The organism is Streptomyces sp. NPDC058459 (genome assembly GCF_042721685.1).
Classification (GTDB): Bacteria; Actinomycetota; Actinomycetes; order Streptomycetales; family Streptomycetaceae; genus Streptomyces.
Window position 1 is genome coordinate 1 of sequence record NZ_JBHXLV010000187.1, and the last position, 12786, is coordinate 12786.

Annotated in this window: 11 protein-coding genes; 6 read left to right on the forward strand and 5 right to left on the reverse strand. The window is 69.9% G+C overall.

The window, feature by feature from the left end:
* A partial coding sequence (locus ACFWN1_RS26235) for a TerD family protein (protein WP_384366730.1) occupies window positions 1–558 on the reverse strand: 558 nt, incomplete at its 3' end.
* A 200-nt stretch (window positions 559–758) separates the two neighbouring features.
* Between ACFWN1_RS26235 and arfB the strand changes: the two genes are divergently transcribed.
* The gene (gene arfB / locus ACFWN1_RS26240; RefSeq protein WP_384366733.1) at window positions 759–1187 is read left to right on the forward strand and encodes an alternative ribosome rescue aminoacyl-tRNA hydrolase ArfB; all 429 of its coding nucleotides are present in this window, start codon (window positions 759–761) and stop codon (window positions 1185–1187) included.
* 122 nt (window positions 1188–1309) lie between these two features.
* Here the strand turns inward: arfB and ACFWN1_RS26245 are convergent, their stop codons facing one another.
* Window positions 1310–1780 (reverse strand): GNAT family N-acetyltransferase, encoded by a 471-nt coding sequence (locus ACFWN1_RS26245; RefSeq protein ID WP_384366736.1) that lies wholly within the window; start codon window positions 1778–1780, stop codon window positions 1310–1312.
* Window positions 1781–2307: 527 nt separating this feature from the next.
* On the reverse strand, window positions 2308–2880 hold the full coding sequence (locus ACFWN1_RS26250) for a flavin reductase family protein (RefSeq protein ID WP_384366739.1): 573 nt from the start codon (window positions 2878–2880) through the stop codon (window positions 2308–2310).
* Between the two features lie 312 nt (window positions 2881–3192).
* Here ACFWN1_RS26250 and cdgB point away from each other — a divergent pair, with 312 nt between their 5' ends.
* Entirely contained in the window at window positions 3193–4845 is a 1653-nt protein-coding gene (gene cdgB, locus ACFWN1_RS26255) for a diguanylate cyclase CdgB (protein ID WP_384366742.1), read from the forward strand.
* 154 nt (window positions 4846–4999) lie between these two features.
* On the forward strand, window positions 5000–5917 hold the full coding sequence (locus tag ACFWN1_RS26260; RefSeq protein ID WP_384366745.1) for a CBM35 domain-containing protein: 918 nt from the start codon (window positions 5000–5002) through the stop codon (window positions 5915–5917).
* A gap of 212 nt (window positions 5918–6129) precedes the next feature.
* Here ACFWN1_RS26260 and nagA read toward each other — a convergent pair whose 3' ends face one another.
* The gene (gene nagA / locus ACFWN1_RS26265; RefSeq protein WP_384366748.1) at window positions 6130–7284 is read right to left on the reverse strand and encodes an N-acetylglucosamine-6-phosphate deacetylase; all 1155 of its coding nucleotides are present in this window, start codon (window positions 7282–7284) and stop codon (window positions 6130–6132) included.
* Window positions 7284–8228 carry an ROK family protein gene (locus ACFWN1_RS26270; protein ID WP_384366751.1) on the reverse strand — a complete coding sequence of 315 codons (945 nt, stop codon included), beginning with the start codon at window positions 8226–8228 and terminating at the stop codon, window positions 7284–7286. The genes nagA and ACFWN1_RS26270 overlap by 1 nt, the downstream gene beginning before the upstream one ends.
* Before the next feature lie 162 nt (window positions 8229–8390).
* Between ACFWN1_RS26270 and ACFWN1_RS26275 the strand changes: the two genes are divergently transcribed.
* The 3 genes from ACFWN1_RS26275 (at window position 8391) to ACFWN1_RS26285 (ending at window position 12756) form a co-directional block, all read left to right on the forward strand.
* The gene (locus tag ACFWN1_RS26275) at window positions 8391–8615 is read left to right on the forward strand and encodes a DUF3263 domain-containing protein (protein ID WP_384366754.1); all 225 of its coding nucleotides are present in this window, start codon (window positions 8391–8393) and stop codon (window positions 8613–8615) included.
* Window positions 8616–8650: 35 nt separating this feature from the next.
* Complete coding sequence (gene otsB, locus ACFWN1_RS26280; protein ID WP_384366757.1) at window positions 8651–9520, forward strand: trehalose-phosphatase; 870 nt, start codon at window positions 8651–8653, stop codon at window positions 9518–9520.
* 500 nt (window positions 9521–10020) lie between these two features.
* Window positions 10021–12756 (forward strand): ParA family protein, encoded by a 2736-nt coding sequence (locus ACFWN1_RS26285; RefSeq protein WP_384366760.1) that lies wholly within the window; start codon window positions 10021–10023, stop codon window positions 12754–12756.
* Window positions 12757–12786: the final 30 nt, after the last annotated feature.

A 12786-nucleotide genomic window follows, 5' to 3' on the forward strand; every position in this document is an offset into this window, starting at 1 on the left:
GTCCTGGGCGATGCCGACCAGGCCGGAGGCGTAACCCTGGCCTACCGCGCGGAACTTCCACTCCGCGCCGTTGCGGTACAGCTCGCCGAAGACCATGGCGGTCTCGGTGGCGGCGTCCTCGGAGAGGTCGTAGCGCGCGATCTCGGCGCCGCCGGCCTGGTTGACGATGCGGATGTAGGCGTTGCGGACCTGGCCGAAGTTCTGGCCGCGGTTCTCGGCGTCGTAGATGGAGACCGGGAAGACGATCTTCTCGACGTCGGCCGGGAGGCCGGCCAGGTTGACGTTGATGGCCTCGTCGTCGCCCGCGCCCTCGCCCGTGCGGTTGTCACCGGTGTGGACGATGGAGCTGTCCGGGGTCTGCTTGTTGTTGAAGAACACGAAGTGCTGGTCGGAGTAGACCCGGCCCTGGTTGTTGACCGCGATGGCGGACGCGTCCAGGTCGAAGTCCGTGCCGGTGGTGGTGCGGACGTCCCAGCCGAGGCCCACGGTGACGGCCGTCAGGCCCGGAGCCTCCTTGGTGAGCGAGACGTTGCCACCCTTGGACAGGCTTACAGCCATGATCGGGAGTCCCTTCCCTGTTCGAGAATCTGTGTTCGAGAATCTGTGCCGACGAAGCTACGTCACCGGTAAGAACGGCGGGAGGGGCCCCATAGGTTCCTGCCCGCTTTACCTTTTTTACCGAGCTGTTCCGGCGTCCCGCGCGGGCGCACCGGAAAACGGGGTGACTGGGGGCGCCCTGAGCCGGGAACATGGGACACATGTCCGGGCCCTACCTCATCCGTGGCTCGGTCTCGCTCCCCGAGGCCGAGCTGACCTGGCGTTTCTCGCGGTCTTCCGGGCCCGGTGGCCAGCACGTCAACACCAGCGACTCCCAGGTGGAGCTGCGCTTCGACCTCGCCCGCACCGAGGCCCTGCCCCCGGTGTGGAAGGAACGCGCACTCGAACGCCTGGCCGCGCGGCTGGTGGACGGCGTCATCGTCGTACGGTCCTCCGAGCACCGCTCCCAGTGGCGCAACCGCGAGACCGCGGCCGTACGCCTGGCCGCGCTCCTCGCCGAGGCCACCGCGCCCCCGCCCAAGCCCCGCCGCCCCACCCGCATCCCCCGCGGCATCAACGAGCGCCGCCTCAGGGAGAAGAAGCAACGCGCGGACACCAAGCGCGGCCGCGCGGGGCGGGACTGGGGCTAGCGCGCGTCTCTTCGATGGATCGGTGAGCCGATCTGACGAGGAGTTCTCCGGTCTCGTCTCGCCATGGCGCTCCCGGACTCGGGAAGGCACTCGCTGTGAGCCGGGCCCCCGGCGGGGTCCTGTCAGGGCTGGGTCAGGTCCAGCACGCCCACCGTCTGGCCCCCGCTCGTCTCGTCCGTCGTCCGGAAGCCCAGTCGGCGGTAGAACTCCCCGGGCCCGTCGCCGCCGGGGTGCCAGGTGACGTACAGCTCCGTGCACGCGCGCCGGCGCAGTTCCGCCGCGACGGACTCCACGGCGAACCGCCCGTAGCCCTTGCCCTGTTCGCCGGCGTCGATGTTCAGCCGCCAGAGGCCGGAGCGGCGGACACTGCCGCCGTCCGCACGCCAGTCGATGCCGAGGAACGCCATCAGGAAGCCGACCGGACGCTCCCCGTCCAGGACCAGCCGCGGCCAGGCGACACCCGGGGGGCGTACGTACGCCTCGGCGAGCGAGTGCGCCACCGGCTCGACCGCGTGTTCCTGATCGGGACGCACGCGGATGGCCAGGGCGGCTTCGAGGTTCGCGGGTGTCAGCTCGGCGAGGCGGAGAGGCATCCGCGAACCCTATGCGGCAGGGCCGTCCGGGCGAACGGATTTTCGGCGCACCACCGAGGCCACCCCCGCCCCGATCGCCACCGCGCACACCAGCAGGCAGAGGTGGATCACCGGGTTCACCCAGAACGGGACCAGCTCCGTCGCGACGCCCGCCTCGGGTGACGCACCCCGCGCTGACCGGCAGCGTCTCGTGCGTGACGATCATGTCGCCGGCCATCCCCTCGGCGGCGCACAGCTGATCCGGGTCGAGCAGGTGGAAGCCGCACACCACGCCGTACCCGAAGAGGCCGAAGGCCGTGGCGGCGGTCAGGAGGGCCAGCAGGAGACAAGGGGCGGTGTCGGGGGCGTACCAGGCCCGGCCCCAGGTGCGGGTGCGAACGCGTACGGCCAGGATCACGGCCGACGGGACGGCCAGGCAGGGCATCAGCAGCGGGGCGGCGAGCACGGCCAGATGGACGGCCAGGGGGAAGCGGTCGAGGGCGTGGGTCACGCTTCGGGGGACACCCGCCGCCCCCGGACGGTCGCGCTCAGCCCAGGTGCCGGTAGCGGCCCCGGTAGTACAGCAGAGGCCCGCCCTCGCCGCCCGGGACGCGGGCCGTGAGGACGCGGCCGACGGCCAGGGTGTGGTCGCCGGCCACGACGCGCCGCTCGGTACGGCACTCCAGGGTGGCCAGCGCGTCGGAGACAAGGAGGGCGCCGGTCGCCTCGCCCCGGTCGCAGGCCAGGTCCGCGAAGAGGAGGCGGTCGCTGATGCGGCCCTTCATGGCGAAGCGGCCCGCGATCTGTCGCTGGTTCTCCGCGAGGAGGGACACCGCCCAGAGCGGCTGCTCGTCCAGCAGGTCGTCCATGCGGGAGCCGGTGCGCAGGCTGACCAGGACCAGCGGCGGGTCCAGCGAGACCGACACGAAGGCGGTCGCGGTCATGCCGACGTCCTCCGTGCCCGGCGCGTGCGGGTCGTCGGGGTCCAGCGGCGGTTCCTGCGCGGTCACCAGGACCACTCCCGCGGCCAGACGGGACATCGCGGCCCGGAACTCGTCGTCGCTCACCCCCTCAGCATGCACAGAAGCGGCCGGGGCGGTGGGGGAGGGAGGGTTCAGCACGCCGCAAACGCTATTCGGCCACCCCCGCCCGCCGCATCGGGCCTCCGGCGGAGCCCGGACCTAGGACCACAGGCGGGGCCGCGCGCTGACCGGAACGGGCCCAGCCCGGACCAGCCCAGCGGCATATGCGCAACTTCGCAGCCTTTGCGATCGGAGAGTGCAACGGGAAAGTGCGGAAACTGCACTCAATTGTTCAAGTTCTCCTGTGACTTGAGTCACAAGGAGTACGGAATTGTTGACCCTGTGTACCGAGTGAGCAGCGCGCTGTGATTCAGTGGCGGAAAGCCTGTGGACGGCAGGGGGAGGGCGAGCATGGAGACCGATCAGGAGCCGTATGTCCCTTTGACCTCACTGCGTCAGCTGCACCAGGTCATGGCCGAGATGAACACCGCGCGCAGCCAGGCCGACACCCTGCAGATCGTCGCCGACGGCGCGGTCACCGCCCTCGGGTACGAGATGGCCTGTGTGAACCTCGTACGCCCCGACGGCGATCTCGTCGTCGCCGCCGTCTCGGGCAACTCCGCCGCCGACGCCCTCATCACCGGCCGCACCGGCTCCCGCGAGTCCTGGGACCGCCGCCTGGGCATGGGTGAGCTGTGGGGCGACCTGGTGTTCATACCCCACACCGAGGGCTGGGTCCTGGACGACGACGACGTCCCCCAGTGGTACAGCGACGGTCCCACGCCCCACTTCACCGAGGAGTGGCACCCCGGCGACCGCCTCTTCGCCCCGATGTACGCCCCCGGCGCCCAGGGCGGCGCCCGCGGCGGACTGCTCGGCGTCATATCCATCGACCGCCCCCTCACCGGCCGCCGCCCCGGCGCCTGGGGCCGCGAGGCCCTGCAGATGTACGCCTTCCAGGCCGCCATAGCGATCAGCAACGCCCACCTCCGCGCCAACATGCAGCGCGCCCTGGTCCGTCTGGAGCGGGACCAGCAGGCCCTGCGGGCCAGTGAGGAATCCTTCCGCCAGGCATTCGAGTACGCCCCCTCCGGCATGGCCATCGCCGAGATGGGCGGCGACCAGCACGGCCGCATCCTGCGCACCAACGACGCCCTGTGCCGCCTGCTCGGGCGGCCCTCCTCCGCGATGCGCCGCTACTCCTTCTCCGACCTCGTCCATCCCGAGGACATCGGCACCCTGCTGCGCACCTCCGCCGAGGGCGGCCGGGCCGAGCTGCGGCTCTGCCGGCGCGACGGCGGCTATGTGTGGGTGTCGCTGCGCAACTCCGTGGTCGCGGACGCGGCCGACGGCCCGCGCTTCCTGCTCACCCATGTCGAGGACATAGAGGAGCGCAAGCGCCGCGAGCTCCAGCTCGCCCACCGCGCCTCCCACGACTCGCTGACCGGGCTGCCCAACTCCGCCGAGCTGCGGTCCCGGCTCGCCGCCCGGCTGTGCCGCCGCCCGGCCCACCTCGACGCCCAGGACTCCCTGGACGCCGCCTACGGCCACCCGGCCGGGTCCGGCGACGCCCACGGCTTCGACTTCACTCCGGGCGCGGAGGCGTACGACGCCTTCGACCGCCATGTGCACACCGTCGCCCCCGAGCAGGGGCCCGACGACGGCACCAAGGGGCTCGCGGTCCTCTTCTGCGACCTGGACGGCTTCAAGTCGATCAACGACCGCTTCGGGCACAACGCGGGCGACGCGGTCCTCATCGAGGTGGCCCGCAGGCTCAGCCACTGCGTCCGGGACGGCGACACCGTGGCCCGGCTCGGCGGCGACGAGTTCGTGATCCTCGCCGACGGGCTCGGCCAGGCCGACGCCGCCGACCTCGCGGTACGGCTGCGGGGCAAGATCATCCAGCCGATCCGGGCCGAGGGCAGGGCGGTCCGGGTGGGCGCCAGCTTCGGCATCGGCTGGGCGCACTGCGGGATGACGGCGGACGAGGTGCTGAAGTCCGCCGACGAGCGGATGTACGTCGTGAAACGATCTCGTCCCAAGCAGCATCGGCGTGCCGGGTGATGCGCAGGTCAGTGCGCTGAGAGCGCCGGACCCCGCGGTTCGGGCGTCCGTTCGGCGCTCCCCCGTCCGAGCGAGGCGGGGTGTGCGGGAGGGTAGGCTCGCCATTCACACTCCCGTACCGCATCCGCCCGCACCTGTTGAGGAGTACCCAGGGATGACGCCCGGCGACAACGGCGCGAGCAAGCCCGAGGAAGAAGACCCGTTCGGCTACCTGTACGCCGACGGCCAGGCCAGGGGCGCCCAGCCGCCGTCCAGCGGTTACGGCTATCCCAACGCGGTCAACAGGGTGCGCCCGGTCGGCGAGCGCCGGTACGGCCAGCAGCAGACCGCTCCGCAGCAGCCGCAGGGTGCGTACGGCCAGTCGACCGCCCAGTACCAGGCACCGGAGAAGCAGCCCGGCGCCGCTCCCACGTCCCGGCAGGCCATGCGCTCCGGCGGGGGCGGCGGCCGGCGCGGGCCGAACACCAGGGGTCTGCTGATCGGCGCGATAGCGGTGGTCGCGGCGGTCGTCATCGGGATCAGCGTGGCGATGCTCAACGGCAACGACGACGACGGCAAGGCCGGCAACCAGGCGGACGCGTCCCCGACGCAGTCCCAGGAGGCCCCGCCGAGCCCGAAGGCGACGAGCACGGCCTCGGCCGGCGAACTGCCGAAGGCCGACGCGGTCGACGACGCCGTGCAGCTCGCGGGCGGCGCCGCCCCGGCCTCCGAGATCAAGGGCGCGAAGTCGGCCGGCGGTTCCTACGTGGGCGGCCTGAACCAGGTCGGCGCCTCGGTGACCTGGACGGTGGACGTGCCGAAGCGCGGCAAGTACACGCTGAACGTCAACTACGGCGTGCCGGGCAAGGACGCGAACGCCACCCTGACGGTGAACGGCACCTCGCAGAACCGGCCGCTGAACCTGGCCAACTTCGCCCACGCCCCCGAGGGCGACTGGGAGCGCGGCTGGACTCACACCTGGGCCAACCTGGAGCTCCAGAAGGGCTCCAACACGGTCAGCATCTCCTGCGGCAGCGGCAACCAGTGCGATGTCAACCTGGACCAGTTCTCGCTGGACAAGGGCTGGCGGTAGCCCGCACGGCCGCCAGGCCGCCGACTCCTCCTCCGAGAGCGGTGTTCAGCGTGACCGTGAGGATCACCCGGTCCGCCCTCCCTCGATGTCCCCGCGTCTCGGTCTGCGGGGCCCTGTTCGTGGGCCCTGTTCGTGGGCCCTGATCATGCCGAAGAGACGGCGTCCGGCCCAGTTGCGGGACGGACGCCGGGCGACGGAAGGGGGCGTACGGATCAGGGCAGTCGGGGCGTGATCACCCATTCACCCCGGCGCATGACGCCCTTGAGCGCGAAGTCGCCGTCCAGCAGCACCAGGTCGGCGTCCTTGCCGGGCTCCAGCGAGCCGACCCGGTCCGAAAGGCCCAGCAGCCGGGCGGGGTTGGCCGACAGCGCCCTGACCACGTCCGTGACCGGCAGCCGGTCCACGGTGACCGCCCGCCGGAAGGCGCGGTCCAGGGTCAGGGTGGAGCCCGCGATGGAGCCGCCCTCCACCAGCCGGGCCACGCCGCCGCGCACCTCGACCTCCAGCGGGCCGAGCAGATAGCGGCCATCGGCGGAGCCCGCCGCGTCCATCGCGTCGGTGATGAAGGCGACCCGGTCGGCGCCCGCGTGGTGGAAGGCCAACTGGAGCGCGGCCGGGTGCAGATGGGTGCCGTCGTCGATCAGCTCGACGGTGATCCGCTCGTCCTCCAGCAGCGCGGTGATGGGGCCGGGGTCGCGGTGGCCGATCGGGGGCATCGCGTTGAAGAGGTGGGTGGCGACGGTGGCGCCCGCGTCGATGGCGGCCACCGTCTGCTCGTAGCTCGCGTCGGTGTGCCCGACGGCCGCGATCACGCCCTGCTCGGCGAGCAGGCGTACGGATTCGATGCCGCCCGGCAGTTCGGTGGCGAGGGTGACCATCTTCGCGTGGCCGCGCGCGGCGTCGACCAGCTTGCGGACCTCGGCCGGGTCCGGGTCGCGCAGCAGCGCCTCGGAGTGCGCGCCCTTGCGGCACGGCGAGATGAACGGGCCCTCGAAGTGGACGCCCGCGATGTCGCCCTGCTCGGCCAGCTCGGCCAACAGCGCTGCCTGGCGGGCCAGTACGTCCAGGTCGTCGGTGACGGTGGAGGCGACCAGCGTGGTGGTGCCGTGCGCGCGGTGCGTGCGGACGGCGGTGAGCGCGTCCTCGGCGCTGCCGGAGAAGGCCGCTCCGCCACCGCCGTGGTTGTGCAGGTCCACGAAGCCGGGGACCACCCAGTGGCCGGTCACGTCGAGCACGTCGGCGCCCTCGGGCGCGCGCTCCGCGATCCGGCGGCCGTCGACGACGACCCGCCCGCCGGGCACCTCGCCGCCGGGCAGCACCACGGTGCCGCCGGTGAGGACCAGCGGGCGTGCGCTGTTGTCGGCCATCAGGTGCGTACCTCCGTGGTCTGGGGGGTGTGCCGGAGCAGGTCCTGGGCGAGCAGCGCCGCGCCCAGGCAGCCGGCACTCTCGCCGAGAGCGGCCGGGAGCAGGACGGGTGTGCCCTGGAAGGTGAGCCGGCGCTCGATGGCCGCGCCGAGCGGCCGGAACAGCACGTCACCGGCCTCGGCGAGGCCGCCACCGACGATCAGTGTGCCGGGATCGAGCAGGGTCAGCGCGGTGACGAGGCCGTCCGCGAGCGCGTCGACCGCGCCGGCCCAGACGCGGGCGGCGTCCGGGTCCCCGGCGGCGACGGCCCGCGCGCAGTCGGCGGCGTCCGCGTCCGGGCGGCCGCTCGCCGAGGCCCACGCGGTGCCGACGGCGGCGGCGGAGGCGTACCGCTCCAGACAGCCGGTCTGACCGCAGGGGCAGGGCTCGCCGCCGGGGCGTACGACGATGTGGCCGATCTCCCCGGCGAAGCCGTTCGCGCCCGCCTCGACCCGGCCGGCCAGGCCGATCGCCCCGGCGATGCCGGTACCCAGCGCCACGAACAGGAAGCGGCCGGCGCCCCGGCCGGCCCCGGTACGGCCCTCGGCGAGCCCGCCGGTGCGCACGTCGTGGCCGAGGGCGACGGGCATGCCGAGCCGCTCGGCGAGCAGCGCGCGCAGCGGTACGTCGCGCCAGCCGAGGTTGGCCGAGTACAGGGCGGTGCCGCTCGTCTCGTCGAGGGTGCCGGGGACGGCGACGCCGGCCGCGAGCGCGGGGGCGCCGAGGCTCGCGGCGCCGTGCGCGCGCAGGTCGGCGGCGAAGCCGAGGAGGTTCTCCACGACCGCCTCGGGCCCGTTCTCGCGGCCCGTCGCGCGGCGGGCGCGGTGCAGCACCGCGCCGTCGTCACCGACCAGGGCGGCCTTCATCGAGGTACCGCCCACATCCAGGGCGATGACATGTCTCACCGGCCCAGTGTGACCTGCCGACCCGCGAGAGGTCTAGTCCATTCGCTCCGGAAGGTGCTGCCTGCTCTCCGTCACGGCCTCAAGACCTCCCGGGCGGCCGGCAAAGCGGCCACCTCCCGGGGTGGAGCCCGCCTGTCGGTGCCCGGCGTTACGGTTGCCGGCATGGAACTCGGCAGCCGTGAGAAGGCGATCCTCGCGCTGGAGAGCCGGGGCTCTCCCGGCCCCGGCGCGAAGGAGCGCGCCGTCCGGGAGCAGCTCGGCCTCGCCCCGGTCCGCTACTACCAGCTGCTCAACGCCCTGCTGGACGACGAGCGCGCCCTCGCCCACGACCCGGTGACCGTCAACCGCCTGCGCCGGGTCCGCGAGGCGAGAAGGTCGGAACGCTGAGGCATGCGGCGGCGCGGCGCGGATAGTGTCGCCCTATGGGCAACCCTTCCCCCGACAACACCGCCGAGGACAGCGCGCTGCCGGTCCCGGTGACCCAGGCGGGCCGCGACGGTCTGCGGGCGCTGCTTCAGCGGCCGCGCACCGCCGTGATCGGCCTGGACTTCGACGGCACCCTGGCCCCCATCGTCGCCGACCCCGACCAGGCACGCGCCCACCCCGGCGCCGTGCCCGCGCTCGCCGCGCTCGCGCCGAAGGTGGGCTCCGTCGCCGTCGTCACCGGGCGCCCGGCCGGGGTCGCCGTCCGCAACGGCGGCTTCGCCGGGGTCCCGGGCCTGGAGCACCTGATCGTCCTCGGCCACTACGGCGCCGAGCGCTGGGACGCCGCGACGGGCACCGTCACCGCGCCCGCCCCGCACCCCGGCATCGCCACGGTCCGCGCCGAACTCCCCGGCGTCCTCGACCGGGCCGGCGCCTGGCCGGGCACCTGGATCGAGGAGAAGGGCCGCGCGGTCGCCGTCCACACCCGCCGTGCCGACGACCCCGAGGCCGCCTTCCGCACCCTCCGCGCCCCCCTCACCGACCTCGCCACCCGCCACGGCCTCATCGTCGAACCCGGCCGCCTCGTCCTCGAACTCCGCCCCCCGGGCGTGGACAAGGGCGTAGCCCTCCTCGACCTCCTCCGCCGCACGGGCGCCGAATCCGTCCTCTACGCCGGCGACGACCTCGGCGACCTCCCCGCCTTCGCCACCCTCGAGAAACTCCGCTCCGAGGGAGTCCCGTCCCTCCTGGTCTGCAGCGGCAGCAGCGAGGTCACGGAACTGGCGGAACGGGCGGACCTGGTGGTGGGCGGGCCGGAGGGGGTGGTGCGTCTGCTTGCCTCGGTGGCAGCGGTCATCCAGGGCTGAGTCTCTTCCCGTCTCGTCGCCCTGCTGGAACGATAGTCACGCAGAGTGGCGGTGCGTCCCCGTAATATCACCCGCATGGTCGACGTGGGGATGCGGCAGCTGGAGCGCAGCAGGGACCGTCTTGAGCGGAGCGGGGAGGAGCTGATGCAACAAAGCGATCATGCCAGTGGCGGTCTGTTGCTGTTCTACAGTGCTGAGTGTGGTCTCAAGGCGGAGCTGATGCGGCGACAGAACTTGCGGGATACGTCCCAACTGCCCGAGCACTTGCGTACTCATGATCTTCGCGCGTTGGCGCGAGAACTGTGCCTGTCACGAGAGACTCTAGAGGCGTTGAGCGCATGCGCCCGACCTCGAGTCAACGGCCGAGCGATGCAGAAGGTGGAGCCCAAGGCGCTTCACGAAGCATGGCGATATGGCGCGGATCTGGAGGGGGACGACGAGAAAAATGCAGTAGGGGCTCTGCGAAACTTGATCTCGGAATCGCGGAAGTAAAGGGCGGCATGAAGAGCGATTTGACAGCCCATATGGGCATTCACGCCAGTGGTGGTTCGGTTCCCGGACGTCTGTTCACCTGGGTGGATGTCGATGAACATCTTGCATACCTGGCCGACTGCGGGGTGTGGCCCGAGTGGTTGTCAGAGGCTGATGCCTGGTGGGATCAGCTCGTACTGACCATCCGTCCTGGCACGACGGAAGATGTCGTCCGCGACTGGCTGGATCGCGCTTTCGGACGCGGCTCAGCGGGCGGTTTGCAAGGGGAGCTGGTGCTCGCCTTGGACAGACCTGCCGGACTTGGTTCTGAGAACCTACCGGTGCTACTGGAAAACGCTGACGAACGGGCGAGCGCGCGGCGGGTTCCGCGCCTCGCGGAACGCCGAACGACGGCTGATCTCGCACAGACACTCGAGCGGCCACATGCTGATGTCTTTTCAGGCGATATCCAGTTCATTGCCTTTCACTCCTTCAAAGGCGGGGTGGGGCGAACAGTGCATGCGGTGGCTCTAGCCGATCACCTCGCCCGGATCGGGCATCGGGTCCTTCTTATTGACAGTGACCTTGAGGCGCCGGGCATCACCTGGATGCATCAAGCGCAAGGCGGTACATGCGACCTCGGGTACGAGGACGTGCTCGCGCTGTTGCACGGAACGAGCGGGGGGAATCTTCAGACGGTCGCGGATACGGTCCGTGAATTCCTGGCAGGGCAATTTGTAGTGGGGGGTACCGGATCAGGAAAGCTTGCCATTCTGCCCGCCACGCGCAGGCATCGGCTCGGTCCTCCGCGTATTGAGCCTGTGGATCTCCTGACTCCTGCTCGTTCCTCCTACTTCCTGACAGAGTCGATCGCGGACGTGGCCGCACGCAGCGGTTTCGACGTTGTAATTATGGATCTTCGAGCCGGCGCTTCCGAACTCTCGGCACCAGTACTTCTCGACCCACGTGTACAGCGTGTATTTGTTACTACGCTGAGCAGTCAGTCGCTGGATGGCACAACTCGTATGATCCGTCAGCTGGGGGCCAAGGCGCCAGCTCTACTTGGTCGTGACCCAGCGCCTGCGGCGGTGGTGACGCAATATCGGTTGGACGTTCATGACGCAGAGGCGGAAGCCGCTAGAGCAGCCCTGGCGGGAGCGCTGGACGACATCCTTCTTGTGCCAGAAGGGGATCCCCACGAGGCGGAGTTTCCGGTCGACACCGCGGCACTGACCGTCACACTGGTCAGCCCGTTCAGGGACGAGTTGCTCGCATTGCCGCGCAGTTGGGACGATGTTGTCGACGTTGTGCGACGTTGTGGTCTGGGGGACAGGGTCGCGGAACTGGCACCTCAACCTCCGCCGAGAGATGCGCATGGTGAGGGGGATGGCCCCAAGACTGTGGAAGAACGCCGAACTGCTCTACGGGAACGAGCCGCGTCGCTCGTTTTCGCAGAGCGGACAGGTCTCGACGGTGCCCTGGGTTTTCTCTCGACTGAACCGCTTCGTCGCCTTATTGGCGACCATCGCGCCTCACTGCCAGTTACTGTCGTAGTGGGTGCAAAGGGTGCGGGGAAGACATTTACTTTTGCTCGTATGTGTGCTGCGGTTAAATGGTCTGAATTCGCCAAGAAGGCGGGCATGGTGGTGCAGGATGACGCGCTCGTTGTGCCAGTACTGGATCCTGCCAACCTGGATCAGCAGCCCGCAGAGGACGGCCGTGGGGGACCGCAAGATCTGCGTGATCGGGCTGCGGGCGGAGAGGGAGCTACACGCGGTCAGATTCTTCGTGTACTGAATGAAGCGCTTCGCTCCAAGGAAAGCAGCACCGATCCATATTTCTGGCTTGATGTATGGCTGCGCTGCATGGCAATTTCTGGTGGAAGTGTTGGCGCGCGTGAAGCGGGTTGCGATGCCGAGCAGGAGTTGCTCACTCTCGGAAGACAGGGAAAGATCCTCTTCGTTTTTGACGGTTTGGAAGACTTCCTTCAGGAGTTGGAAGGGGAATCGAAACAGGTCGCACTTCGCACGTTGCTAGTTGAGGTTCCGGAATGGCTGCGCTCACTTCGCGGACGCCCGCTCGGCGTTGTCGTATTCGTGCGCCGCGACCTTGCGTCATGGGCAATCACGCAGAATCTTGGCCAGTTCTTGGACCGCTATGAGGCGTATGCGTTGCGTTGGGACGCCCAGGAGGCCCTCCGGCTTGCTCTTTGGGTTTCCGTGACTGCTCAGACAGTCCGGCCGCCGGATCGTGATCTCACGGAACTCTCCTTTGAGGAGATTGCTCAGTCCCTGCGGACAGTCTGGGGAGCAAAGCTCGGTTCGGACAGTTCGCACGAGGCTTGGTCCGAACGCTGGGTGCCGGCGGCCCTCGCAGACTTCAATGATCAGGTGCAGGCGCGTGACGTCGTTCGATTCCTCAGAGAAGCCGCGAGGCTGTCTTCAGGCGATGAGCAGGAAGACCGATTGCTTGTCCCGGCTGCTATGCGAACCGCGCTCGTTCAGTGTAGCTCTGAGAAAGTACGAGAGATCGGCCAAGAGAATAAGCAACTCCGCGATCTGCTCCGAGGGTTGGGGAAATATTCCAGTAATATTTTGATGCCCTTTAGTGGCGATGATGTTGGACTGGATGCCACGGGCATTGCTGTGCTGCAAGAAGCTGGAGCGCTGGCTCGGGATTTGGACGGCCGCTACCGCTTGCCGGAGATCTTCCGCCATGCGCTGGGCTTCAGAACGCAAGGCCGAGCTCGTGTTGTCCGCAGGTAAAAACCTTGCGCCATACGCGCCACCCCGAAT